At 42.6% G+C, this 26,730-nt stretch carries 20 protein-coding genes and 2 pseudogenes; 11 read left to right on the top strand and 11 right to left on the bottom strand.

Features of this window, described 5'->3' with window-relative positions:
• Positions 1–94: 94 nt before the first annotated feature.
• On the top strand, positions 95–1,141 hold the full coding sequence (gene chlG, locus WKK05_RS27235) for a chlorophyll synthase ChlG (RefSeq protein WP_341526152.1): 1,047 nt from the start codon (positions 95–97) through the stop codon (positions 1,139–1,141).
• A 192-nt stretch (positions 1,142–1,333) separates the two neighbouring features.
• Positions 1,334–1,621, top strand: coding sequence for a hypothetical protein (locus WKK05_RS27230; RefSeq protein WP_341526151.1), 288 nt, complete (start codon positions 1,334–1,336; stop codon positions 1,619–1,621).
• A gap of 109 nt (positions 1,622–1,730) precedes the next feature.
• Here WKK05_RS27230 and WKK05_RS27225 read toward each other — a convergent pair whose 3' ends face one another.
• The 4 genes from WKK05_RS27225 to WKK05_RS27210 all read right to left on the bottom strand — a co-directional run bounded on the left by WKK05_RS27225 (position 1,731) and on the right by WKK05_RS27210 (position 5,881).
• Positions 1,731–2,684: an alcohol dehydrogenase catalytic domain-containing protein gene (locus WKK05_RS27225; RefSeq protein ID WP_341526150.1), complete on the bottom strand. Its 954-nt coding sequence runs from the start codon at positions 2,682–2,684 to the stop codon at positions 1,731–1,733.
• 128 nt (positions 2,685–2,812) lie between these two features.
• On the bottom strand, positions 2,813–3,364 hold the full coding sequence (locus tag WKK05_RS27220; protein ID WP_341526149.1) for a hypothetical protein: 552 nt from the start codon (positions 3,362–3,364) through the stop codon (positions 2,813–2,815).
• Between the two features lie 215 nt (positions 3,365–3,579).
• The gene (locus tag WKK05_RS27215) at positions 3,580–4,386 is read right to left on the bottom strand and encodes an inositol monophosphatase family protein (RefSeq protein ID WP_341526148.1); all 807 of its coding nucleotides are present in this window, start codon (positions 4,384–4,386) and stop codon (positions 3,580–3,582) included.
• Between the two features lie 70 nt (positions 4,387–4,456).
• Positions 4,457–5,881, bottom strand: a complete 1,425-nt coding sequence (locus WKK05_RS27210; protein WP_341526147.1) for a BCD family MFS transporter — start codon at positions 5,879–5,881, stop codon at positions 4,457–4,459.
• Between the two features lie 251 nt (positions 5,882–6,132).
• Here WKK05_RS27210 and WKK05_RS27205 point away from each other — a divergent pair.
• A pseudogene (locus WKK05_RS27205) lies at positions 6,133–6,555 on the top strand (Rpn family recombination-promoting nuclease/putative transposase); the annotation flags it as partial.
• Between the two features lie 41 nt (positions 6,556–6,596).
• Here WKK05_RS27205 and WKK05_RS27200 read toward each other — a convergent pair.
• Positions 6,597–7,651, bottom strand: a protein-coding gene (locus tag WKK05_RS27200) for an IS630 family transposase (RefSeq protein WP_341525019.1) whose coding sequence is annotated in 2 segments (ribosomal slippage) — positions 6,597–7,256 and positions 7,259–7,651 — 1,053 coding nt in all. Because the reading frame shifts where the segments join, the coding sequence is not laid out codon by codon here.
• Positions 7,652–7,728: 77 nt separating this feature from the next.
• Between WKK05_RS27200 and WKK05_RS27195 the strand changes: the two are divergent.
• From WKK05_RS27195 to WKK05_RS27185, 3 genes and pseudogenes are all read left to right on the top strand, one after another.
• Positions 7,729–8,115 (top strand): annotated as a pseudogene (locus WKK05_RS27195) (DUF2887 domain-containing protein); the annotation flags it as partial.
• 344 nt (positions 8,116–8,459) lie between these two features.
• The gene (locus WKK05_RS27190) at positions 8,460–9,107 is read left to right on the top strand and encodes a DUF4435 domain-containing protein (RefSeq protein WP_341531209.1); all 648 of its coding nucleotides are present in this window, start codon (positions 8,460–8,462) and stop codon (positions 9,105–9,107) included.
• A gap of 271 nt (positions 9,108–9,378) precedes the next feature.
• Positions 9,379–10,326 (top strand): aldo/keto reductase, encoded by a 948-nt coding sequence (locus tag WKK05_RS27185; protein WP_341526146.1) that lies wholly within the window; start codon positions 9,379–9,381, stop codon positions 10,324–10,326.
• 160 nt (positions 10,327–10,486) lie between these two features.
• On the opposite strand, the gene WKK05_RS27180 is transcribed toward WKK05_RS27185, so the two are convergent.
• From WKK05_RS27180 to WKK05_RS27170, 3 genes are all read right to left on the bottom strand, one after another.
• Entirely contained in the window at positions 10,487–12,025 is a 1,539-nt protein-coding gene (locus WKK05_RS27180; protein ID WP_341526145.1) for a DEAD/DEAH box helicase, read from the bottom strand.
• A gap of 118 nt (positions 12,026–12,143) precedes the next feature.
• Positions 12,144–13,463 (bottom strand): 30S ribosomal protein S12 methylthiotransferase RimO, encoded by a 1,320-nt coding sequence (gene rimO, locus WKK05_RS27175; protein WP_341526144.1) that lies wholly within the window; start codon positions 13,461–13,463, stop codon positions 12,144–12,146.
• 844 nt (positions 13,464–14,307) lie between these two features.
• Positions 14,308–14,526 (bottom strand): hypothetical protein, encoded by a 219-nt coding sequence (locus tag WKK05_RS27170; RefSeq protein ID WP_341526143.1) that lies wholly within the window; start codon positions 14,524–14,526, stop codon positions 14,308–14,310.
• A 60-nt stretch (positions 14,527–14,586) separates the two neighbouring features.
• Here WKK05_RS27170 and WKK05_RS27165 point away from each other — a divergent pair, with 60 nt between their 5' ends.
• The 3 genes from WKK05_RS27165 to WKK05_RS27155 all read left to right on the top strand — a co-directional run bounded on the left by WKK05_RS27165 (position 14,587) and on the right by WKK05_RS27155 (position 19,139).
• Positions 14,587–15,435: a photosystem I biogenesis protein BtpA gene (locus WKK05_RS27165; RefSeq protein WP_341531208.1), complete on the top strand. Its 849-nt coding sequence runs from the start codon at positions 14,587–14,589 to the stop codon at positions 15,433–15,435.
• A gap of 139 nt (positions 15,436–15,574) precedes the next feature.
• Positions 15,575–16,564: a vitamin K epoxide reductase family protein gene (locus tag WKK05_RS27160; protein ID WP_341526142.1), complete on the top strand. Its 990-nt coding sequence runs from the start codon at positions 15,575–15,577 to the stop codon at positions 16,562–16,564.
• 367 nt (positions 16,565–16,931) lie between these two features.
• Positions 16,932–19,139 carry a CHASE2 domain-containing protein gene (locus tag WKK05_RS27155; RefSeq protein ID WP_341526141.1) on the top strand — a complete coding sequence of 736 codons (2,208 nt, stop codon included), beginning with the start codon at positions 16,932–16,934 and terminating at the stop codon, positions 19,137–19,139.
• 1,208 nt (positions 19,140–20,347) lie between these two features.
• On the opposite strand, the gene nadB is transcribed toward WKK05_RS27155, so the two are convergent.
• From nadB to WKK05_RS27140, 3 genes are all read right to left on the bottom strand, one after another.
• The gene (gene nadB / locus WKK05_RS27150; protein WP_341526140.1) at positions 20,348–22,027 is read right to left on the bottom strand and encodes an L-aspartate oxidase; all 1,680 of its coding nucleotides are present in this window, start codon (positions 22,025–22,027) and stop codon (positions 20,348–20,350) included.
• Between the two features lie 151 nt (positions 22,028–22,178).
• Complete coding sequence (psbU, locus tag WKK05_RS27145) at positions 22,179–22,607, bottom strand: photosystem II complex extrinsic protein PsbU (protein WP_341526139.1); 429 nt, start codon at positions 22,605–22,607, stop codon at positions 22,179–22,181.
• A gap of 631 nt (positions 22,608–23,238) precedes the next feature.
• Positions 23,239–24,018: a DUF3120 domain-containing protein gene (locus WKK05_RS27140; RefSeq protein ID WP_341526138.1), complete on the bottom strand. Its 780-nt coding sequence runs from the start codon at positions 24,016–24,018 to the stop codon at positions 23,239–23,241.
• A 189-nt stretch (positions 24,019–24,207) separates the two neighbouring features.
• On the opposite strand from WKK05_RS27140, the gene WKK05_RS27135 reads away from it, so the two are divergent.
• Both WKK05_RS27135 and WKK05_RS27130 read left to right on the top strand, forming a co-directional pair.
• Positions 24,208–25,125: an undecaprenyl-diphosphate phosphatase gene (locus WKK05_RS27135; RefSeq protein ID WP_341526137.1), complete on the top strand. Its 918-nt coding sequence runs from the start codon at positions 24,208–24,210 to the stop codon at positions 25,123–25,125.
• A 251-nt stretch (positions 25,126–25,376) separates the two neighbouring features.
• Complete coding sequence (locus WKK05_RS27130; protein ID WP_341526136.1) at positions 25,377–26,717, top strand: TIGR03279 family radical SAM protein; 1,341 nt, start codon at positions 25,377–25,379, stop codon at positions 26,715–26,717.
• Positions 26,718–26,730: the final 13 nt, after the last annotated feature.

The raw sequence follows: 26,730 nt of genomic DNA, 5'->3' as shown, positions 1-26,730 counted from the left end.
CAGCACGGGCTAAACGCCCCGCTTCCGCTAACAGAACTCAGCACTCAGAACTCAGCACTCAGCACTACTAACGGCCTTTTCATAAGTAAAACTTATGTCAGAATCGACTCCTATTACCCCAAACTCAAACCAAGCTGAGGCATTAGACTCAGAAGCAATTAATCCCGGTGAGGAAGTGACAGCCATAACCGATCGCAGTGCTAAAACTAGGCAACTGCTAGGGATGAAAGGCGCAGCACCTGGAGAAACTTCAGTTTGGAAAATTCGTTTGCAACTGATGAAGCCCATCACCTGGATTCCCCTCATTTGGGGTGTGGTCTGCGGTGCGGCTTCTTCTGGTAACTATACCTGGACATTGGAAAATGTCTTGAAGGTAGCTACCTGTATGCTGCTTGCTGGGCCATTGATGACGGGTTACACCCAAATTCTCAATGATTACTATGATCGCGAAATCGATGCCATCAATGAACCCTATCGCCCTATTCCTTCTGGAGCAATTTCTCTACCACAGGTAATTACTCAAATTTGGGTATTACTTATTGCTGGTATTGCTCTGGCATTTGGGCTAGATGTGTGGGCTGGTCATGAATTTCCCACAATTACATCAATCGCCATTATCGGCTCTTTCATTGCCTATATTTATTCTGCACCTCCCTTAAAACTTAAGCAAAACGGCTGGCTGGGGAGCTATGCTTTGGGCGCAAGCTATATCACCCTGCCTTGGTGTACAGGACACGCTTTGTTTGGTGATTTAAGTTCTACAATTGTGATCCTGACAATGTTCTACAGCCTAGCTGGATTAGGAATTGCCATTGTCAATGACTTTAAGAGTGTAGAAGGTGATCGCCAGTTAGGATTAAAGTCATTACCAGTCATGTTCGGGATCACCACCGCAGCATGGATTTGTGTAGTGACAATTGATTTATTTCAAGGATTGATTGCTGCATATCTCGTTAGTATTCATGAGAATTTGTATGCAGCAATACTAGTACTCTTAATCATTCCACAAATCACTTTGCAGGATATGTATTTTCTGCGTGATCCTGTGAAGAATGACGTTAAGTATCAAGCCAGCGCTCAACCATTCCTTGTTCTAGGAATGCTCGTCGCTGGCTTAGCATTGGGTCATGCTGGCATTTAACAAAATAGTGCTAACTGCTTGAAGATTTTTCTAATTGTTACTTATTCTTGAACAGAAAAGTTTGGAATCTTCAGGCTCATAATTTAGCATTAACCAGACACTACTAAATTTATACTTCTGTAGTGAGAAGTTAAGAGTTAGGAGTTAGGAGTTAATATACTTTTACCTCCTAATTAAATATCAGGATATACCGTGCTGGAATTAATATCTTTCCTTATTCATGGGATTCAACCTTTAATAGTCCCTATTTCCTTTATTGTTGCTTGGACTGTAGTTATTCTCGTTGTTTTGAGTCTATGGACGACGGCGCGAGATACTGTTACCACAGCCAAGCAAATGCATCAAATTCCCTGTACTAACTGCCAATTTTTCACTGACGATTACCGTCTCAAATGTACCGTACACCCCTCCAGTGCAAATACAGAAGAAGCTATCAATTGTATTGACTATCAGCCTAAGACAAATCCTTATTGGTATTAGGTAATGGGGCGCTGGGGATAGGGCGTGGGGCATAGGAAGAAAGGTTTTCATCTTCTGACTCCCGACTCCTGTCAACTGTCAACTGTCAACTATCCCTGACTTCTGACTGCTAACTAATCTCTAATAAAACCTTTAAAACTCCCCGACTTTGAGCTTGTTCAAAAGCTGCAAGACCTTCAATGAGCGAGTAGCTGACATGAATCAAAGGCTGTACGTCTACTTGTCCTGTGGCTAGCAGTTGAAGTGCAGGGGGAAAGGGGCCGCAACGAGAGCCAATGAGAGTAATTTCGTCTACCACCAAGGAGGAAGCATCTAAGCTGAGATTACCAGCATAGGTACTTTTAAGTACTAGCGTGCCACGAGAACGCAAGGCACGGCGGGCGATCGCAAATCCTTCTGGATTGCCAGTACACTCTACTGCTACATCAAAGGCTCTATCTATTACACCATCGGCTAGACTCGTTTTAATACCTCTTGCTTCTAAGTGAGCGAGTTTCTCTGGATGACGCCCTACAGCCAAGATTTCGCAGCCAGTTAAGGCTAATGTCTGCGCTACTAATTGCCCTAATTTGCCATCTCCAATCACAAGCACTTGGTTACCTGGATGCAACGGTACTTGCTGCTGAATTTCTAGAGCTGCTGCTAAAGGTTCGGTAAAAGTTGCTACTTCTGTCGGCACATTATCAGGTACAGGATGCAAGTTTTTGTCTGGTAAACAGAGATACTCCGCAAAGGCTCCGTGGCGGTTGACTATCCCAAGAACAGTGCGATTTTCACAGTGAGTCGGTTGTCCACTGCGACAAAAGCGACAATACCCGCAAACAGCATTAATTTCGCCAACTACACGTTGGTTAATTAGATGTTCTGGCCCTTGTTCGACAACACCCACAAATTCATGACCTAAAATACCAGTATAGGGATAGTAGCCTCTGAGTAGTTCCAAGTCAGTGTTACAGATACCCGCACGTAGGACACGTACCAAGGCTTCTCCCGGTGGTGGTTCTGGAATAGGAATGTCTGTACGTAGTTGTAATTGCTTGTTTTCAAGCCAGAGTCCTTTCATCAAACCCCTCGCAAAAGTCATTTATCTCAGTGTAGGAGACAATCATCAGAAGTTAGGAGCTAGAAATCAGCTATTTCTTCCTCTGCTCCTCTGTATGTCTTCCCATCTCCTTCATGCCCGATTCTCCTTTATTTTGGAGAACTTACCTCAACTTTGCTTAACCAAGTAACTAAATCCTCTGAGCTAAGTGCTATCTCACTTCCTAAAGTTTTTATATAGAGAAGCCCATCACTAATCATTAAATCTCTAATTGGATACCATGAATCCCGTGTCCTGATCAAAAGTTCCAATGGGATTCCTGGGCGTAAAGCATACTTACGATATTTCCACCAAGCTCGCCATAGCATGACAGATTTAGTACACTGCATCTGGTAACCCTTGGGAACTTGACAGTATTGATATTGATAGAAACCACGACTATTTATTTCTCCTTTGAGGAGATAATTGTATTCTGCTAATGTCTGATTTATCAATTCCCAATGGGATGAGGTGGCAAGAATCAAGAATTCGGATTGTGCATTAGATAGTTGGGCTGTGGCAATTATGCCTTCAGTTTTTGCTGACAGTTGATTAGTTTTATATACTGTTTGCGCTGTCAAAGAAGAGTTTGCTAATAGAATTTCTTTTTTCTGGATAGATTTTTGTACAAACTCTCGAATTATATCTAAATTAGCCAACATAAAATTGTTTATACTAAGTTAACCAGTGTTATGCAAGTTACAACACTATGTAAATGAGTAACTACACTGATTTCGCACTCAAATCAGGATGATGCAACTTTTATTTATACTAAACCGCTTGTTATATTGCGGTTTTATTCAGTTTAATGTAGTTTAAACTACTACTCATCAAGCTGGTTGACAAAATAACTGTTTCCCAGCAGCAGAGCAGCAGATTAAATTTTTACATTTTTGAGATAGGGTGTAAAAGTTTGCAGCAATTCTGGGCGACTAACTACAAGGGTGGGAAAAGAGCGATCGCTATAATCTTCTCCTGCTAATAATGGAAACGGGTCTGACTTAAGCGATTTCCAAACGCCGCCAGCAGCTTGGACAATTACCCAAGCCCCTGCTAAGTCCCAAACTTTTGGTGTCGCCTCAATTCCACCTAAAGTAGCTCCAGTAGCAACTGTGAGAAAGTTATAGCTAGCTACACCCAGCATTCGAATTTTGCAGGGAAAGCCGTTTTGAATCACTCCAGTGCTGCGAGAACAGAGGTTAAAAAAGTGATTGTTGCTGGGATTATCAACACTGGCGTGGATGGGATGATGATTGAGAAATGCTCCGGTTGGCACTGTTAACCCAGATGAACCAGCCCAGAAACCATGAAAAGCTTGATCTAGTGTTGGTAAGTAAACATAACCAAAGATGGGTGTGCCTTGATACAGTAAACCTAGAGAAATTGACCAGATGGGAATACCACGGGTAAAGTTGGTTGTACCATCTAATGGGTCAATTACCCAGCACCATTCTGTACCAGGAAAAGACTGATCGCTCTCTTCAGTCAAAATTCCGTAACCAGAAAAATGAGAAGCGATCGCATCCCGAATTTCCTGATCTGCCCATTTATCTGCTTTCGTTACTAAACTGCCATCAGCTTTTTGTAAAGCCTGCACTTGCCCAAAATCCTGCATTAATTGCTTTCCCACTCTGGTAGTGGTAGTTTGGGCAAAATCAAGAATTGTTGTCCAAAAATCACTCATTAATTCTTACATAAAGGCTCCCCTGAGCCAAGATAGGTAGATTCAGGTTTTGGCTGATGAAATTGCCAATTTAGTCTAGATCACTTTCTAAAACAGAAGCGATCGCTTGTTTGGTGCTTGTTTGAAATTCCACTACATTGACTCGATTGAGAAACCAAATCGACAGCACCATCCCCACAGCTTCTAGGGCAAATACTAGTCCATAAGCTAGCACCAGATTGGGTAGTAGCTTACGACCCACATCTAATATAGTTCCGCCTATAACTACTGCCACTCCCCTGGAGATAGACTGCGCTAATCCCCATGCGCCAATAAATGTACCTGCGGCTTCTGCTGCTGTGAGATCCAACATTAAACTAATTGCTGCTGTAGTTAAGAAACCTGCGGCTAAACCGAATAAGACTAAACCTAGTTTCAGGAAGGCTGGATTAGCAGAAAATCCCGATAAAGCTAGCAATCCGGCTGCAAATGCTACCAAAACACAGCCCAAGCGTGCAGTTCTGCGCTTACCCAAACGTGGCACAACGAAAAAGCCAGTCACACCGTAGGCGATTAATATACCTATTCCGTAAAAAGCATTCAATTTAGTGCTTTCAGCCAAGGGCATTTTAAACACTTGACCCGCGTAAGGTTCTAAAATTGGGTCTTGCATAAACAAGCTAACAGTCATCACCAGTAAAAAGGTGAAAAATAAACCCGTTTGCGGACTAGCTGTCAAGATTGCCCAAGCATTGCCCAAAGTGATGCTATCTTCTCGGTTCGCTACTGTGGAACGGGTTAAGTATTGGGAGTACTTTTTTTCTACGCCTATTGTCGCAACGAATGCCAACCCAAATACAATTGCTGGAACAATAATAAATAATCTGTTGACGGAAGCCTGTAAAGTTGCTGCTGTTGCATCTGGTGTTAGCAACTTGGAACTGATAATTGCCCCAACAATAATCCCCACCATCAACATCGACCAAACAACGCCGACGACTTTAGAACGGTTGTCTTCTTCAGATATATCTACTAATAAAGCAGCAAAGGCGGTACTGCTAGCACAAATTCCTAGCCCGTATACAGCGAAAATCAGCGACAGAAGTGCTATCCAGCCAATTGTTTGAGCTGTCCATGCCCAGCCACCAGGATTACTAGCTGCAATATTTAGTTGCCATATCACTTGTACAGCTAAAAATGAGGCGATCGCAAATACTGCTGCTCCCACCCAAACATAAGCTGTGCGGTGGGAACCCCATAGCGGTTTAGCATCGGAAATCTGACCAAACCAGACGCGGGAAGGAGAAACAAATAAAGGTAGTGCTAGGACTACAGATACCAGCGTCGCCGGAATTGCTATTTCCTGAATCATGACTCTGTTGAGTACCCCCAGAGTCAAAATGGACATCATAGCCAAACCCATTTGAAATAAACTCAGCCGAAACATGGTTAGCAGATTGACTTTCGGCACAGATAGGGATTTTGTTTCGGTATCAAATAGTTCACCGCTTGCCATAGCTACTTTTTCGTATGGTTTATTAGGATTTAATCTCTCTCTCTTTAAATAAAGATAAACCCTACCCGCTCCAAATCAGTGAACGAAAAGTGGAAGTTGCGATGCGATCACAGTTATTTGACAAGGAGTTATACACCTTGATTAGCATAAGCTTCAGCCAAGTTAGGATTAATCTTTATGGCTTGGTCGTAATCCGCGATGTCTACGACGGGCTACGCCTACGGATAACGAGAGAATTTTAGGATGAAGTAGTGAAACGAGACTCCATTTACTATCAAATTTTTAAGCGCTTTCCTGGGTTACTCTTTGAACTGGTTGATAATCCTCCTCTGCAAAGGCAAAACTATCGATTTGAATCAGTTGAAGTCAAAGAAACCGCTTTTCGCATGGATGGTGTGTTTTTACCTCCAGAGGATGCAATATCTAAGGTGATCTTTTTTGCTGAAGTTCAATTCCAAAAGGATGAAGCCCTCTACCATCGGTTCTTTACCGAGTCGCTGATGTACCTGAACCGGAATCGTTCTCAGTACGATGACTGGTTCTGTGTGGTAATTTTTTCATCACGCTCTCTAGAACCAAGGGATCAAAAAACTCATCGAATATTTCTCAACAGCGACCAAGTGCAGCGAATCTATTTAGATGAGTTAGGCGCGACTAATCAGCAGCCAATAGGTAAGTAGGTAGGCACCGAAATTTTCTACTATGTAACAAAATCTTAAGTTGATAATCTAGAGCTAAATTTTACACGATGTGTGTTGTGATTGTTTTTTTTTCCTCTAGCTTGAACACCATTGATGACGGCGTAAGCGAGATCTAGCTCATCATCAAATGCTTGCCCGGATAACTCATCTTTCTTGAGATGTTGCCATTCCAATTCAATTGGATTCATTTCTGAGCAATATTTCGGGAGAAAAAAGATGTACAAACCCTGACTTTCCCATTTTTTCCACAATTGTTGAACTTCTTGGCAGCGATGTATTGGCCCGTTATCTTGCACAATCACGCTGATACGTCCAGTTTCTTGGGCTTGTTTGGCTTCTTTCTCCATCATTTCTATATAAGATTTACGGTCAACACCACCGATAACTAAACCGTAAACAAAACTGATTAAAGGTTGGAGAAGCCCGATAATACTTAATCTGCGACCACGGCGTTTAGTCTGTTCTAACCGTTTTTGCTCACCTCTAAAGTAATATGTATAACTAGGTTCGCTCCACATACAGAACCCTGACTCGTCTAGGTATTTCAGGTCTATTTCACCAGTGGCAGCAGCTAATTCCAACATGTCTAGGTCTGCTTGCTTGTTTGCTCGTGCTACTGGGTCTTGTTTTCCTTTATGGCTTTTCCTTGTCCGTTTCCAATCGACCCCCTTTTTTTGAGTACCCGTCTTAATCTGTCGGCACTCATCTCAACGTTGCGTTCTGTTTTCAACTTCAAAGCTAACTGAGAACTATTGTATGTGCGTGGCTCGTTTCTGAGGCATTCTTCTAAAAATATCATGTCATCCTCAAGCCACTTTGGTTTCCCCCCTCGCCCAGGAGATTCCCAAAGCCCTTCTGTGCCCAGTTTTTGCCATTGATGCAAAACTTTTGTGACTGTTTTTTTGTGACAATCAAAGTGATCTGCTATCTTCTCTACATACCAACCATGTGCATTTAGCCTGATTATTTCCGCCCTGTCTTTGACTTTCTGTGGTACATCCTGTTTTCTCAGATTTAGTAAAGTTTGGTCTTGCTCAGGAGTCAGAAATACCCTTAAACGCGCACCCATACACCAACTACCTTGTAGATGCATTATCAGTCTTTACATATCTTAACATAGCTGACTTTTTTGGCACCTACCTACTTATCAACTTGATGCAGTTGACTCTAGCATCGGATGAAGTGATGGCAGAGCAAGCAAAGCAATTGATTGAGCGGGTAAAATTAGAAGAAACGGACACACTGCCGAAAAACGAAATACTGGACATCATAACCACAATCGCCGTTTATAAGTTTTCTTCGTTGAGTAGAGAGGAAGTTGAAGCTATGCTAGGACTGACTTTGGAGCAAACAAGGGTTTATCAGGAAGCGAAAGCCGAAGGTCGGGAAGAAGGTCGAGAAGAACAGAAAGCTGAAATGTTGAAACTTACCGTGCCTTTGTTACTAAAAACAGGGATGAGTGTGGAGCAGATTGCTCAACACCTCAATGTTGATATAGAAGCTGTCCAGATTGCTGCACAGTCAGGCACATAGAATGGACATTTTATATCTATAAAACGGCATCAAAAACAGTTTTTTCTCCCCAAAGTGCTGCATCGGTTTGCTTGGGTAGTACTCGGAGACTTGTTTCGACTAAATCATCACCAATTTCGTAATCTCCTGTTTCAACATTAATTGAGATAATTTTGCCAATCTTTTCTTGTGTCTCAACTTTGCCAATCTTTTCTTGTGTCTCAACTTTGCCACGGGTACTTCTTTTTATTTGTACAATAACGCCTTAAGTTACTCTTGAAGCAGAAAATAGGGCTACGTAACGAGTTTTCAGCAGAGCATTACGCTTAGTAAGCAGTTATTGGCTATGCTTAAGAAGCTGTTTACTGTCAAAATACTCACTTTTTGATATATCAATAAAAGAAACTAGTTTGAGTAGGATATATGAAACACCTTGTTACTCAGTAGAAAACTTCTATACATCAGTTCAATGCTTTTCTGAAATTTTGAGAACTGAATTTAAGCTAACCGAGTCAGATGAAAATTTTCAAAGATGCATTTCTCTTTATACGAAACTACAAGAAGATTTTCATAACGCAGTCGAATTGCTAAATGCATGGATAGCTTGTCAAAAAGAGCAGTCTAGTAGGTTAAACATTTCGAGGCTTAGTGTATTGCGCTTTGTGCATATTGACTTAGATAAAATTATAGTAAAATATACGATTAATGATTTATATGAGATGTTTCCAAATGTACCTATTATTCCTCAAAAGGAACTAGATATTAAAATATTTGAGCTACAATCCAACATTCGACAAAAGAGTTTTAGAGGTAAGTTTGAGATTGAGTTTTTATTTTATTTTCTTCAAAAACTCATGAAAGAAGCTAATAATGGTAATTATCCATATTTCACTCGAAAGGTGAACGTTATACTACATTTATCAAAGAAGACGATAATTTCTGACTTGTCTCAATACGCTGATACATCAAGCTGTCTTTATAGTTATCTTGAGTCTTTTCAAGTTGCCTGTTGAAACGCTAATTGCTCGTGTTACTCTACTACATTCATTTTAAAATCAAGAGAGTAAAGCACATTTGTACGAAGTATAGACGGCATAATCCTTTTGTGTCAGTCAAAAAGTTTGAACAAAGACTTATCAAAATATTGACCAATAACTAGCTAAAAAATAGCGATCGCACTGGGAAGATCCTTCAAAAGACTAGATCAAGTTCCCCACACCTAATTTTGTCTGTAACGATACACTATAAAAGTAAAGAAATGTAAATAAGCTAAATTTTGCAACCGTGGAAAACATCACATTGGGTCAAAATGGCCCAGTTGTTACACCTTTGTGCATTGGCACTTGGGCTTGGGGTGATAAACTTTTTTGGAATTATGGCGATGGCTACGGCCCAGAACAGTTGCAAGAAGCTTTTACAGCAGCGCTACAGGCTGGTGTTACCTTCTTCGACACAGCAGAAATTTATGGAATGGGAAAAAGCGAGGAATTTTTGGGGCAATTCCTGCAAAAGACACAAGAACCTGTACAAATTGCCACCAAATTTGGCCCTCTACCGTGGCGATTTACAGGTCAATCTGTCTCTGATGCTTTAACAGAAAGCCTCAAACGCCTACAATTAGAGCGAATAGCTTTGTATCAAGTGCATTGGCCTTTCGCTTTCTTTTTGAGCCAACAAACGCTAATGAATGCCCTTGCAGATGAAGTGAAGCGGGGCAGAATTGGCGCAGTCGGGGTAAGTAATTACTCAGCAGATCAAATGCGAGAAGCACACCAAATCTTGGCAGCCCGTGGAGTGCCTTTGGCTGTGAACCAAGTACGCTACTCTTTACTTACACGTCAAATAGAAAGCCAAGGAATTCTCGCAACTGCCCGCGAGTTGGGTATAACAATTTTGGCATATAGTCCTTTAGCTCAGGGATTACTCACAGGCAAATACACCACTGCTAACAGCCCAACTCCTAGCGGTGCTAGAAGGATAGACCCGCGATTTAGTCAAGAAGGCTTACAAAAAATTGCCCCAGTCACATCTTTGCTACGCGACCTAGGGGAAAAATACGATCGCACCCCAGCCCAAGTTGCTCTCAACTGGTTAATAGCACAGGGGAACGTCATTCCGATTGCTGGCGTGAAAACAGCCGAACAGGTACGGCAAAATGCTGGCGCTTTGGGTTGGAGATTGAACGACGATGAAATTCAGGAGCTAGAAAAAGCTAGCCGTCCTTGGTTGTAGAGACGTTGCAATGCAACCTCTTTATTCAATTAACCAAAAATTATGAGTCATTTGTCTTTGGTTCTCACTAAAGACAAATGACTCATAACCCTTTGGGTGAGCGCAAAGCCCACCAAGGGAGAAGACCGTGCTGGCTCACCAACACAGTATTCACAACTGACTATGAAGCTGATTCTCTAGCTGTGTGTGAACCCAGCTTTTGATTAGCAGGTGACACCGAAGCATCACGACGACTTGTCCGCAGCTTGGGCTTAGGTGTGCCACGTCTGTCGTCTTCGCTAATAGTAGTATCTGGTTTACTCCAAGAAGAACGAGTACGATCGCCACTAGACTCGCGACGCTTCATCAGCTTGGGTTTAGGAGTAGCAGCTTCTTCTGAGGGAATCTCTACATCTGATTGCAACCAAGCAGGACGGGTTTGATCGTAAGCGATTTGCAATGCCGCCGCTGCGATCGCCTGAGCATCGTATTTTTCAATCAGCTCGCTGACTATCGGCAAGAATGAAGCCAGACGTTCGCCTGTTAAAGCTTCTCCCACTAGTTCTTGCAATTTCAGGATGTGTCGGGCTTCAATCTGTGCGCGTGTCGGAATCGTCAGCAATTGCCAATTTTGGCGATTATGGCGTTCAAATGTCTGCTGCTTACGCCGCTCAAAGGACTGCACTAAAGAGATTGCTGTTCCTTCTTTACCAGCTCGACCAGTACGACCAATGCGGTGGACATAGGTTTCCACGCTATCGGGTAAGTCGTAGTTGATCACATGAGACAATTGATCGACATCTAATCCGCGTGCTGCAATATCAGTTGCTACTACCCAGCGCACCTGACGATTGCGGAATCGGCTCAACAACCGTTCCCGTGCTTGCTGGGACAAATCACCGTGGTATTCATCGACACTGTGACCAGCAGCTTGCAGTTGACTGGTGAGTTCTGCGGCTGTCCGTCTGGTACGGACAAAGATTAAAGCTGTTTCTGGATCTTCCATTTCCAGAATCGGTTGTAAAGCTTTAGCTTTTGTCCAGTGGCGGGGTATCAAGTAAGCCACCTGATTGATTTTATTCGGTGCGGCTTTTGGCTGCTCGACTGTAACTGTCGCAGGCGATCGCAAAAACTTGTTCACCAATTGACGAATTGATGGTGGCATTGTTGCCGAGAATAAAGCAGTTTGGCGGTCTTGTGGTGCTTGGGAAAGAATTTTTATTACATCATCGATAAAGCCCATGCTCAACATTTCATCGGCTTCATCTAACACAAACCACTTCACCTGATCGAGCTTCAAACAGCCTCGATCTAGCAAGTCTATAACTCGTCCTGGCGTACCCACAACCATGTGAACGCCACGTTTGAGTTGTAAAATTTGGCGGTCAATTGATTGACCACCGTAGATTGCTAATACTCGCAATCCTTCGTTGCCGATAAACTGGTCAATAGCATCGTGAACTTGCATTGCTAATTCACGAGTTGGTGTTAAAACCAAGGCTTGTACAGCTTTTTGATTAATATCCAGCCGCTCTAAAATTGGCAGTGAAAATGCTGCTGTTTTACCAGTTCCAGTTTGGGATTGACCCACCACATCACGACCTGCCAACAGTTGGGGAATTGCTTGGACTTGGATATTAGTTGGTGTGGTAAAGCCAATTTTTTCTAATTGCTCGACGCGTTCTTGTGAAATTCCTAATTCTTGAAACGAAAGATTCATCAAATCTCCTGGATTTTATGTAAGGATTTTGGATTAGTCATTAGTTATTGGTCATTAGTCATTAGTTGATAGTTACTAATTTTAAACAAAAGACAAATGACAAAGGACAAATGACGATTCAGTTATTGACAACTTGACCATAGAGGTCATATGCATCAGCGTGGTGGATCGCTACTGAGGCGATCGCGCCTAATCTTGCTTCGCCTTTGACATATACTTGACCATCTACCTCTGGGGAAAATCTCCCTGAGCGACCGATTAATTCACCACTTTCAGGATTTTCTTGCTCAATCAGGACATCAACAATTTTGCCCACTTCTTGTTGATTTTTCTTTTGGGAAATCGGTTGCTGGAGTTCCATCAGTTGGTATCGGCGATCATCCATCACTTCTTGGGGCAACTGATTCGGTAGCTTGTAAGCAGGGGTTCCTTCCTCAGCTGAAAAAGTAAAGACACCAACATGATCAAACTCATGCCGCCTAACAAACTGTAGTAGATGCTCGAAATGCTCGCTTGTTTCTCCTGGAAAGCCAACAATAAATGTTGTCCGGAGTACCGCTGATGGTATGGCTTTTTTTATGCCTTCTATAATTCCATCATTTACACGTCCTTGCCAGGGACGGTTCATGGCGCGAAGAATTTCTGGATGAGAATGTTGCAAGGGCAAATCCAGATAAGGCAAGACGTTTGGTGTTTCTTGGATTGCTGCTATCACATCTGGGGTTAACCCAGTGGGATAAGCGTAGTGCATTCTGATCCAACGTACATCTACTTTTCCCAAAGCGCGAAGTAATTCGGCTAATTTTGGCTTCCCGTAAATATCTAAACCGTAATTAGTCGTGATTTGAGAAATCAGAATTATTTCTTGTACGCCTTGACTAACTAACTGCTCGGCTTCGGCAACAATCGATGCAATAGTACGCGATCGCTGATTGCCTCGCAGATGCGGAATAATACAAAACGCACAACGATAATCACAGCCTTCGGCTACTCGTAGGTAAGCTACGCCTTCGGTTGTAGTGCGATAGCGCGGTGTAGTCTCATCAGCTATATAGGTTGGTTCGATACTAACCTGTTTAACCCGTTCACCTTGTTCAGCCCGCTCAATTACATTTACAATTTTGTGATAATCGCCTGTACCTACTACTGCTACTGCCTCTGGCAACTCTTCCAACAATTGTGATTGGAAGTGTTGTGCCATACAGCCAGTGATTACGATTTTTTTGTTTGCCTCTGCCAATTCCACCAAAGTTTTGACAGATTCAACTCTTGCTGCTTCGATAAAACTACAAGTATTAACAATAACGTAATCTGCTAACTCTTCATTTGTATCTACACCGTAGCCTGCTTCTACCAGCAGCCCTAGCATATGTTCTGTATCGATTCGATTTTTCTCGCAGCCAAGGTGAGAAATTGCAATTGTTGGCTTATCACCCATATTTTGAAAAAATCTTCGCTTTTTTTCTGGTTGTCAAACATTTAAGCACTAGCTTTGCCATGATTGCTTTTAGCATCCTCATGAGAACAGTGCAGTGGCAGATTCCCACTGTCAGCAACTGTTCGTGGACTAATGACCCTATTAATTAGTAAAAATAGAGGTCATGTTATGATATTTTTATCAATCTGTTCCCCAGGGTGAATTGAAGTGTCTTTGGGTACATTTGACACTGGTAAAGTTTTTTAACAATTCGCCTGTTGGTATTTTACATTACCGCAGCGTGTGCGTTGTTAATCTACCCATCGGGAAGCCGCCCAAAGGGCTTGTTGTGAGAAGTCGCTACCCTCAGGGAAATCGCGCTTGCGACTACGCCTATAAAGCAGTAAAGATACCCTGGCAATCAGGCTGGCCCTACGACTTTAATGCGTGGGCAAGACGCCTAAACCACGGAAAGCTGCCTTGCGTCTTGTGAGTGGCAAACTCCTCTTGTAGCCAGATTTTATCTTAACATATCTTATGAGAGGTTTGATGCTAATTTCCATCCTAAGATGGAGGCAGTAAACCGAACATCATAAAACACATTTGACTAGTTAATTAAAAGTCAAGGGTCAAGGGGAGCCACTGCGGTGAACCAGCGCTGTGGGAGGGTTTCCCTCCGCAGGCAACTGGTTTTAGCGTCAGCGTTAGCGACGCAGGAGCGTCACCCGAAGGATCTTCTCCCAAAGGGAGAGGCTAGCGCCAGGGGGTTTCCCCAAGTGGAGGAGCCAGCCGTGTGGGCGGTGAGTCCAGTGCTGCGGGAGGGTTTCCCTCCGGAGCCACTGCGGTCTTCTCCCAAAGGGAGAGGCTAGCGCCTGCCGTAGGATGCCCGTTCGCTTTTAGCGTCTCCTTTAGGAGAAGGGCTGTAGGGGTCTCCCCAAGTGGAGCAACTGGCGTTAGCGAGCTTGCGTATCGCTAAAGCGAAAGCTCCGCTAACGCCTCCGGTTTCGCAGAGAGCGTCACCCGAAGAGGTCTCCCCACTTGAGCGGACTGGCGTCAAGTGGCGTTCAATGGTCAAAGAAATCATGCACTGTGGACTTTTGACTGTTGACTTTTGATTATGGACTCCGCCAAGCGGATTAAAGACGTGGACTTATATCAATTATTTAAAACTCACTCACCGATTATTGGCGTGGTTCACCTGCTACCGCTGCCTACCTCGCCCCGATGGGGAGGTAGCCTAAAAGCGGTGATTGACCGCGCCGAACAAGAAGCCACAGCCCTAGCAAGTGGAGGGGTTGACGGCATGATTGTGGAGAATTTTTTCGACGCGCCGTTTACCAAAAACCAAGTTGATCCAGCGGTAGTCAGTGCCATGACCATAGTGGTGCAGCGGATACAGAATTTGGTGACTTTGCCTGTGGGCTTAAATGTTTTGCGAAACGACGCCAAAAGTGCATTGGCGATCGCTAGTTGCGTGCGCGCGCAATTCATCCGCGTCAATGTCCTCACGGGAGTGATGGCAACTGACCAAGGATTAATTGAGGGAGAAGCCCATCAATTACTCCGTTATCGTCGCGAGTTGGGGACTGATGTCAAAATTCTAGCCGATGTTTTAGTAAAGCACGCCCGTCCCTTAAGTTCCCCAAATCTCACAGTTGCTGTGAAAGACACAATTGAAAGAGGTTTGGCAGATGGGGTGATTTTGTCCGGCTGGGCTACTGGTAGTCCACCTAACTTAGAAGACTTGGAATTAGCTTGTGGTGCAGCAGGTGACACGCCAGTGTTTATTGGTAGTGGAGCCAATTGGGAAAATATTGATACACTGATGCAGGCAGCGGATGGTGTAATTGTTTCCAGTTCCCTGAAACGTCATGGTCGAATTGAGCAACCAATTGACCCAATTCGCGTCAGTCAATTTGTCGAAGCCGCACGCCGCAGTTGGAACTCCAAAGGTGAAAGCAAATCTATTCCCTCAGTGAAGCTACATTCTTAAATGGGGACTGGCGACTGGGGACTGGCGACTAGGAAAAAGTTTATTAATCCCAGTACCCAATCCCCAATCCCCAGTACCTAATCCCCAATCCTCAATCCCCAGTACCCATTACCCAGTAACCAATCCCCGATAGCAGTTTATGATTCGCCGCCGTTCTACTCCTTGGATTCATAGATGGTCTCGTCCATTAATTGCCGCGATCGCGGGATGTGGTGCGTTGACCACAGGTTATCTCACTATAGAAAAGTTAACAGGAGGCAGTGCCGCTTGTGTAGCACAGGCTGGGGTCAAAGGCTGTAATGATGTCTTGTCAAGTCCTTGGGCAACGGTTTTTGGTCAGCCATTAGCTTTGTTTGGCTTTTTGGCATATACCAGTATGGTGATATTTGCTTTAGCACCCTTGGTATTGAGATCAGGGGACAACAATAGTCGTCAACAACTAGAAAACTGGACATGGTTGCTGCTGTTAGCAGGAGCGATCGCCATGTCTGTTTTCAGCGGCTATCTAATGTACTTGCTAGCATTCCAAATCAAAGCCCTTTGTCCTTACTGTATTGGCTCAGCTTTGTTCTCACTTAGTCTTTTGGTACTGACAATTATCGGTCGTACTTGGGAGGACATTGGGCAAATCTTATTTACTGCGATTATTGTTGGCATGGTAACGCTAATTGGCACTTTAGGCGTTTATGCTAGCGTCAATCAATCAGGTGTTACACCAGGAGCAACGCCTGGACAACCTGTAAAAGTTTTCTTTAATCCCACAGTCCCACCTAACCCAGCATTCGGTTGGGAAATCACCACCACTTCTGGTGAGGCAGAAATAGCCCTAGCACGCCATCTGACAAAGATAGGCGCTAAAGAATATGTTGCTTATTGGTGTCCCCATTGCCACGAACAAAAATTGCTCTTTGGCAAAGAAGCTTATCAGGAAATCACCAACAATAATGTTAAGGTAGAGTGCGCTCCTGATGGGCTGAAAGCTCAACCAGAACAGTGTAAAGCAGCGAAAATTGAAGGTTTCCCCACTTGGATTATCAATGGTAAAAGCTATAGCGGAGTGCAAAGCTTAGAAGAACTTGCACAAGCATCTGGTTACACAGGTTCTCGTAACTTCAAGTATTTTAAATAATTACCCTGAGAAAGTCTCTTTCTGGAAACTAGGCTTTTAGGCTCAAGAGTCAACTAGATGAATACAGCTCGTCTGTTTCTGGTTGGCTTTTTTGTTTTTGGTAATAGGTAATAGATAATGGATGTTGTCTAATCACCAAATTTATACTGAACTTGTGCTGCTCTGCATAAAAGTTACAGTTGCCGTTTGTTCAAATTATTCTGCTAATGAATAGTAAAACATCAAAACTACTCAGGATTGTCTTGAGCAGCCTTACTGGGTGTAAAAAGATTCTGTAAATTTATGATAGCTTCTGCGTGAGCTATATTCATCAAATAGTTGATAGCTAGAAGCAAAAAAGAATATTGCTCCCCAATAGGTAATGGGAATGAATAAGCAGCTAGGCAAGCGTTTTGTAAAGTTAAGGTTAAAACTGAAACAACCGCTTAGTCGAGGATACAGGGAATTCTTAACTGCCTTCAGCGTTGCAGTCTGCATACTACTTTTGCGCTCTATTGGATTATTACAATCTTTAGAGTTGGCAGCTTTGGATCAATTTTTTCGCTTTCGTCCGAATGAACCGCCAGAAGAGCGCATTACCGTTGTAGTGATTGATGAAGCCTCTTTACGCCAAGTGGGTTCTTGGCCGATTCCAGATCAGGTCATAGCCCAGTTATTGCAAAAATTAAACGTTTATCAACCCCGTGCGATCGGCTTAGATATTTACCGGAATTTCCCAGTAGAGCCTGGTAATCAGGAACTGGTTAATGCTTATAAGTCGATGCCCAACTTGATTGGTATTGAACTACTAGGGAATGATAAAAACAAAAATGCTGGTGTTTTACCTCCACCAGTGTTGAGTCAGCGTAAGCAAGTGGGTTTTAACAATGTGCTGTATGATCCTGATGGCAAAATACGTCGGAGCTTATTATATTGGCACGTTAATAATCAAGCACACGAAAGTTTTGCCTTGAAGGTGGCTTTATTGTATTTAAAGTCAAAAGGAATTACTCCCACGAAAGCAGCTAGCAATCCTGAGTATTTACAGTTAGGGAAGGCAGTTTTTCCGCCTTTTCAAGCTAATGATGGTGCTTATGTAGGGATTGATGCTGCTGGATACCAAATTTTGTCCAACTTTCCCAAACCCAGATGTCAAAGTTCATCTGTAAAATTCTGTAGTTATCGTCAGGCATCCATGAGCGATATTCTGAATAACCGAGTTCCAGAAAACTGGCTCAGAAATCGCATTGTACTCATTGGTTCCACCGCACCTAGCCTTCAAGATTTTGTATTCATTCCCTACTCTAGCCGTCTCATGGGTACGGCACAGCCTATATCTGGCATTGAATTGCAGGCTTATTTTATCAATGAGTTAATCTCAGCTGCCATTGAAGGGCGACCGTTACTTAAAGTTTGGCATGACCTAGTGGAAAACTTGTGGATTTTTGTCTGGTCTTATATAGGAGCCGTTACTACATGGCGAATACGGCACCCTACGAGGAGTCTCCTTTGTATCCTAGTTTCTTGCTTTGTGTTGAACTTGGCTGCCTACTTTGCTTTCTTGTCTGGTTGGTGGATACCAATCATTCCTCCACTGTTGACTTTCGGCATCTCAGCTATTTGGATGACCAGTCATATCGCCCATATGCAGGAAGAGTGGAAACGCTCAAAAGAGTTTTTGCATCATGTGATCAATACTATCCCTGACCCCATTTTTGTGAAAAATGAACGACATCAGTGGATTGTATTAAATGAGGCGTATTGTCGATTCATCGGTTATCCTAACCCAGTACTAATTGAAAAGTCAGACTATGACTTTTTTCCAAAACATGAAGCTGATGTATTTAGACAACAGGATGAGCTAGTTTTTCGGACTCAGCAACCCCAGGAACATGAAGAAGAATTTACCGATGCTAATGGTCAGACTCATCAAATAGCCACTAAGCGATCGCTCCACAAAGATGCCGCTGGCAATTTGTTTTTAGTTGGCGTTATCCGCGATATTACTGAACGTAAGCTAATGGAGGAAAAGCTCAAGCGTACAGCCGCCGAGTTATTCCGCTCCAATAATGAATTAAAACTCAAAGAAGACCACTTGCGTTATTTGGCATATCACGATCACCTCACTGGTCTCTCTAATCGAAAATTCTTTGTAGAACAGCTGCGCGAGTCTCTACATTGGGCGCAAAACAACAACTTGTTATTGGCACTACTGTTTATTGATTTAGATGGGTTTAAGCAAGTTAATGACACCCTCGGACACGAAATGGGCGATCGCCTATTGGTGGCGATCGCCCAACGGCTCAGCAACTCCTTACGCGCTAGTGATACAGTTTCACGTTTGGGTGGCGATGAATTTACTGTAATTTTACGTGCAATTCCGAATGTTCAAGTAGCAGCTACAGTTGCCGACAAAATTTTAGGCAGCATCGCTGAGGTAATTATTTTAGACGGATATCACACAAGAGTCTCTGCCAGTATTGGCATTAGTGTCTATCCATACAACAGTCAAGACAGCGAAACTTTGGTTAGACAAGCAGATAGTGCCATGTACAGGGCTAAGCATTTAGGTAAAAATCGTTACGAGTTTGCCTGATTAGCCAAGAGTAAAAGCTTCAAACTCGTCTGGCTTTAGTAAATATTTTTACGTTAATTTTAGGGTTTGTGGCTTGTTCAGCAGAATTTACATATATCTCTTTAGGTAGGTAAATAGATAGACTCCTTACTCAACAAGGCTTTTTGTCTTTTTTAAAAAACTAAAGCCAAGATCAGAAGTCGGAAAGTAATGAAAATTAAAGACAATTAGCAAAATATATTATTTTTAGTAAAGTAAATTACTTAAAATTTGATACTTGTACTTAATCGGTATTTACGGCTAGGCTTTAGCTAAGACAACTTGAAGCCTTTTTAGAATAGGAATTTTGCTATATTCGGTTTAAATAATTTTTATTGTTATAAATATACTGTATAAACAAAAAACTAAATATACTTAGTGATTTTTGCTATGTAGCTTGTAAGACATAGTGCCTATACATATAAAAATTAAGATATTGTTAGGGAATAAAGATTGTAGCAACTTTATCCTTACAACTCATTAATATATCTAACTTAAGGTTGATGTTAAAACAATATATTAAGAATATTTGTTAAGTATAAAGACAATTGAAGAGTAACAATCTGCAATTTAACATCAAAATTACTTATTAGGATGATAAAAAAAGCTAATTACTAAAAAATTCAAATTAATAATTAAGTATAAATACTTAAAAAAATCAAAATACTCTTAAGAAGCAAACTACAGTGAAATTACTGAGGCTATGGAAACTAAATTAAGAATGACAAAATTTGCAATACTTTGTATAAGTGCTTACATACTGATTCCAAAATTTGCGGATTATACAGGGGCTTTTAGCACTGCGAGTGCCAAAAGTTTAAGCACCAATAGCAGTGAGGTTAATTCTCAGGGATTAAACAACAAAAACATATATATTCCACCAAATTATGGTGGGCCTGACAGTTTGTACGGTAGTGGCACTCGCTAATACCATTTCACTTTTATGTGGTTATAAATGGTCATTAAGGAGTAAAGAAAAATGATTTGTAGATTTTATTTATTGAATTAATATAAGAAATTCAAAATAGAGAGTTAAACTGAGCAAGTCTGGCAAAAAAGAAGACAAGACAAAAGTTTAACCTATAGCAATTTGCAAGTTAAAAAGTACACCTTTTTAACTTGGAGGAAGTAAAGGAGATTAGGGAAAAAAACTTCTAGCTTTTAACTCTTAACTACTAGCTTGAAGAGTTTTAATTATTTATTACTGGAGATTTCCACCAGTGGTTTGTCTGTACAAGTGTATGGACTTGCCAACCGGGGTCTGTTTGAGGATAATCTAGGCGGTAGTGTCCCCCACGGCTTTCAGTTCTAAAAGCGGCACTTTTGAGAATTAAACCAGCCACATCCAATAAATTGCGGGTTTCAGCCCAAAGTCGCAATTGCCGTTCAATATCCAGTAGTTCAAAACTAACTATTTCTTGGGGACGTAAAGAAAATAAAAACTGACTTAAAGGCAAAGCAGCGAAATCTTGCTGCCAAGCTTCAATGGTAGCGATCGCTGTCTCTAATCGTGATTGTTCGCGGCAAATTCCCGCACTTTGCCACACTAGCCGCGGTAACTTTTCTCTCAATGTTTCTAGTTGTACTTGCTGAACCTGCCACTCGCTAGCATTAGTATTAAATTCTCGCGATCGCAGCACTGGTGGTGTTGTTGGCAACCCAACATTTGCCACCTGAATATTTGCCATTTGAGCGCCAAACACAATGCATTCTAGCAGGGAATTGCTAGCGAGGCGATTTGCCCCATGTACCCCAGTACTAGCGGTTTCACCTACAGCGTACAAATCAGGAATATTTGTGCGATTCATTAGATCCGTAACAATACCACCCATCCAATAATGAGCAGCAGGGGCTACTGGAATTGGTTCATTGAAAACATCAATACCCCAATGCTGACAAACTTTAATGATGTTAGGAAAGCGGTGACGAATTTGGTCAGCGGGGATGGGGCGCATATCCAACCACACATGGGCAGTAGCTGGGTCGGGGTCTGTACGTTGCAAATGGCTGAAAATTGCTCTACTGACTACATCTCTAGGTGCGAGTTCACCCGCAGGGTGGTAGTCAAAGGCAAAACGCCGCCCTTCATTATCGACGAGGTGCGCTCCCTCACCGCGCACAGCTTCACTAATCAAAAAGCGATCAGCACCGGGTTTGGTAAGGGCTGTAGGATGAAATTGGACAAACTCTAAATCGCGGAGAATCACCCCAGCACGAGCTGCGATCGCTACCCCATCACCTGTACTCACAGCCGGGTTAGTTGTTTGGGCAAATACCTGACCACCACCACCAGTCGCCAGTACGACAGCACCAGCGCTTACCCAGCTGACTTTACCTTGATAGAACAGGCTAATTCCTTGACAGCGACCACTTTCAAGCTCTAGCCATAAACTCAAAGCCAAAGCTTGCTGAATAACTTGAATATTCTGGCGGCGCAGAACTTGAGCAGTGAGAGTTGTAGTAACTTCTCTACCTGTGGTGTCGGCAGCGTGGAGAACACGGTGACGAGAATGGGCTGCCTCTAAAGTTAAAGCTAAAGCTTTGCCATGACGGTCAAAAGCTACACCCAAGTTAACCAAAGATTGAATACAGCTTGGGGCTTGTTCTGCGAGAAACTCGACAGCAGGGCGATCGCATAAACCCACACCCGCTTGGATTGTGTCTTCAATATGCAACGTCGGAGAATCTTCTGGGGCAACAGCTGCGGCAATGCCACCTTGCGCCCAATCACTGGCAGATAAAGCGACGGTTTCTTTAGTAATCAAGCCGACTCGTAAGGACTCTGGTAGACACAGCGCCGTGTACAGTCCGGCGGCACCAGCGCCGACTACTAAGACATCAAATTGGCTAGGAATATCTATCTCAGGCAAGGTAAGGGGAGAGAAGTGAGCAGAGAAAAGTTAGGAGTTATGAGTTAGGAGTTTTATTAAATTTTTAACTCCTAACTCATAACTCAGAGTCGCATCCCACTGCCTAAGATTGGGAGTGGGCTGCTGTTTTTTACATTAACGGTAAATATAGTTATCTATAGATACCGTTATTAAAGCGATCATCTCCCTCGTTGAAGGCAGGTTCTAAGTCTGTCACAGTGAAGTGATCGAAGTTAGCTTGCAGAGTTTGTTTTTGGCGATCGCTCAATCCTGGAAGATCCAATACATCCTCTACCTTCTGGTAAGGAGCATTCTTGATGATTTTCTTAGCAAGGCCTGGATAAAGCCCTGGAAACTGTTGAAAAGCTCGAACATTGGTATTATTCAAATCAATTTTTTTACCAAATTCTGTTCCTAGCTTAGCGTCTGCCCGATTCTGACGCTCAATTGCCAGAACTGGAACTTGCGGAAAAGCAAAATTGTTGAAACTAGCTGCTTGGGCTATCTGAGTTGTTCCCAACCATCCCCAGCAACCGGCCAACAAACTAAACAGTGTTACTAAACGCACCAATCCTTTCACGATTTTTCTACCTCTTTCCATCAAACAGAAATTAAAGCTTTAAGCCAACAGCTGTCAGTAGTCATTAGAAGCCACTGCGTTGCAGGGGTTCCCCCCGTTGTTCGCCTTGGTCTCCCAAAGGGAGAAGCAAGTGGCGTTCATTCGTTAGAGTGCCAACGACAAAGGACAAAAGCTGATCGCTTAATCAACACACAGCAGTCATCAGAAACTAATATACAGCGTATTAATATCCACAATATTTACCATTACTAGGTTTGACTGTATTTTTGCCAAAAATTATTTTTAATGGGACAAGTACCTGCCTAGCCACAACAGTGTTGCACCCCTGTTTAACGCTGGTGGCATTGCTAGCTAAACGAGATTTTGTTAGATCGCTCTCTCGCCAATATCCTAAAACTTCGCAAGGGCTACATGATGCTCTGCGATTACCCTGTAATATTTCTTAACTAAATCGTCATCTACAGCATTATGACTAATGCGCTGTAGATTTCATTGGGAAAAGTTTCAGTTGAGTTTTGATGTTACAAAATTTTTTTTAATTCACAACAGAATTCAAGAGTGACAATTGCCTAAGCCTTCTAACTTATGGGAACAAGCTGAACGCAAAAAGCGAACAGAGGAAGCCTAAGTTTTACGCTGCTATGGCTGCTAACAAGAACAAGCTATCTACCAAGATCGTACTTAAAACTGCACCGCCAAAGGCATACCAGTGCTTTTGCTTTTTAGTTAAAGATAAAACCCCAATGCTTAACAGCATGAAGGCAAGAATTAGCGCCCAAGTCTGTCCCCAAGGTGTTTGTACTTGGATGAGGGCATTTTGTAAAACTTGCGATGCGCCATCTGCATCTACTCGCATAATTTGCCGCCAATAGGGCATTAAATCTACTAAATAGAAATAAATATCAGTTAAAACTGTCCCAAGTAAAGAACCTAAATAAAACCAAGTACCCACCTTGCCCCAATTCCGTATTAAACACCAAAAGGCAAATGGCAACCCTATAGATTCTAATGGGAGATGCCATAAAGGTTCCCAACGTAACCAGCCCCAGTACAATGCTCCTGCTAACCAACTCCAACTAAATCCTAAAAGCAAATCCCCCCACAGATAAGTTGCAGGACGTGACATAAGAGTAAAACTCAGCCACACCCAAAGCGCTGTCATGGCTAAACTTAAACTTGGCAGCGATCGCACTAGTGGCGCTTCGATAAATACTGGTACTGATACCAAAAACACTGCCGCCGCAAATACTAACCAAGTTTGTCTAGAAGAGATGGGTAAGGGTAGAGACGGCGACAAAGAGAGTGTAGACTCTAGTTCCTTAATGCTCTGCTGCCCAATGCCAGTTGCATGCAAATTTGTATCAATAGCAGGGGTAGAAGAAGTGTAGGAGGACAATGTATTATTAATCAAAGTTTTTAATAATTGTTACTAAACTTTATCTTATTTAAGATATCACATTTTAAAATCCCCCCAGGGGGCATTTTGATTGTATCTGAATTTTGCCAAGGTTGTATGTCACCCGGAAAAACTAACTACAACCACGTAAAGTTGGATAATTCGCAGAAGTAGGCATCCATTTTAGGTTTAGGAGTCTGGTTAATGGTGACAATCTTAGAAGTGAGCAGTATAAATTTGTTCTGCTCGCAACTGCTACAGGTGGGAGTCTCATCAACTGAAGTCAACTTAATACAGCAACTGTTTCAGGCATTTGTACTAGGAATTGTGCAAGGCATCACAGAATTTCTGCCAATTAGCAGTACAGCTCATCTACAAGTGTTCACCAAAGCCTTCCACTGGGAGGAATTGGGGTCGAAACCTTTTGTAGCCACGATTCAATTTGGCAGTGTTATTGCCGTGTTGATGTATTTTCGGCAACTGATTACTCAAGTTTTAAGTGGAAGTTGGGCTGCTTTTCAAGAAAAAGATTGGCAGCGAGAAGAATGGAAATTATTAGTAGGGATAGCAATAGGAACCCTACCTGCCTTAGTCGGTGGATTTCTGCTGAAGAAGGTGCTAAATGATGATAATTCCGCGATTAATAGCATGACCACCATTGCGATCGCTTCAATTGTGATGGCACTCTTATTAGGTGCAGCAGAGAAATTAGGCAGTCGCAAACGAGATTTTAACTCTGTCACCATTATTGATGGACTGCTAATCGGATTAGGTCAGATGCTGGCTTTAGCACCAGGTGTATCTCGTTCTGGCTCAACTTTAACAACAGCCTTATTTCTGGGGCTAGAGAGACAGACAGCAGCCAAATTTTCCTTTTTATTAGGAATTCCTACCCTAACGATTGCCACTTTATACGAATTTTTTAAAGAAGCGCTGGGCAAAATTGACTTAATAGTGGTAGGCGTAGGAACATTATCAGCATTTGTATTTTCTTATATATCAATCGCTTGGTTGTTAAAATATCTTCAAACCCGCAACACTTGGATATTTGTTTGGTATCGTCTAGCGTTTGGGGCGTCAATCCTCGGTGCGATCGCAACTGGGCTGTTGCGGAATAATTGAAGGCAGAGGGGTAGGAGGCAGGGGAGCAGGGGAGAAAAGAGCAGGGGAGGCAGGGGAAGCAGGGGGAGAACTTATTACTCAGGACTCAGCACGGGCTAAACGCCCCGCTACCGCTAACAGGACTCAGCACTCTGAATACAATCACATTATTGAGTGCCATTTTAGGCTGGATTGTTGAAAAATAGTTATATAGTCATTTGTCCTTTGTCTAAAGCAAACGACAATGCCCCATGCCCTATGCCCCATGCCCCATGTCTACTATTCATCCTGCCCGAATTACCAAAGTACTGCCTGATTCAATAGCTGCTGAAATTGGCTTTGAGGCGGGGGATGCACTAGTTGCTATTAATGGCACACGTCCCCGCGACTTAATTGATTATCAGTTTCTTTGTGCTGATGAAGTTTTAGAACTAGAAGTTTTAGACGCTGTTGGTAAAACCCACCATCTGGAAATTGAAAAAGACTACGACCAGGATCTGGGGTTAGAATTTGAAACTGCCCTTTTTGATGGCTTAATTCAGTGCAATAATCACTGCCCGTTTTGTTTTATCGACCAACAACCACCAGGTAAGCGCTCTAGCCTGTACTTTAAAGATGACGATTACCGTTTGAGCTTTCTTTATGGCTCTTACCTGACTCTCACTAATTTACCAGAAAGAGAATGGCAGCGAATTGAACAAATGCGCCTGTCTCCCTTATACGTTTCTGTTCACGCTACGGAACCGGAAATTAGAATTAAACTGCTGAAAAATCCGCGCGCGGGACAAATTCTGCAACAACTTAAGTGGTTTCAAAAAAGACGACTCCAAATTCATGCTCAAGTAGTCGTTTGCCCTGGTATTAATGATGGCAAACATCTGGAACAAACCCTAAAAGATTTAGCGTCCTTTTACACTGGTGAAGTGCCGACAGTAGCATCGGTAGCAGTTGTCCCAGTGGGTTTAACACGGTTTCGCCCCCACCAAGACGAACTCACACCCGTAACGAGAGAAAAAGCCAAAGAAATAATTTCCCAAGTGCGATCGCTTTCACAAAAATTTCGCCAACAATTTGGTTCTAGTGTTGCTTGGTTAGCCGATGAGTGGTTTTTGATTGCAGGTGAGGAATTACCAAGCGAATCTGAATATGAAGAGTATCCCCAAATTGATAACGGTGTTGGTTCAATTCAGCTGTTTGTTAAGCAATTTGCAGCCGCTGCGGCAGAATTACTGCCGCCAAAAGTTTATCCTCAAAGAAAATTAACTTGGGTAGTGGGCAACGCCGTAGAAAAAGCATTTCAACCAATTTTGCAAAAGTTGAATGATGTTGAGGGTTTAGAAGTTAATATGCAAGCTTTGTGTAGCGATTACTGGGGGCAAAATATTAGTGTCACAGGATTACTAACTGGTCATGATTTGCTTTTAAACTTAAAAGAGCAAGATTTAGGCGATGGAATTTTACTGCCAAATGTCATGCTTAAACACGGTGAATCAGTATTTTTAGATGATGTCAGTATTGAAGAAGTAGCTCGTCATCTGAATACAAAAATTTTACCAGTAGCAGGAGTTGAGGAATTGATCAATACCTGTATTGCTGAAATAGTCAGCATTTAAATATTAAATATCA

This window comes from Nostoc sp. UHCC 0302 (genome assembly GCF_038096175.1).
In the GTDB taxonomy this organism is placed as follows: Bacteria; Cyanobacteriota; Cyanobacteriia; order Cyanobacteriales; family Nostocaceae; genus UHCC-0302.
This window is presented reverse-complemented; position numbering and strand designations above follow the sequence as displayed.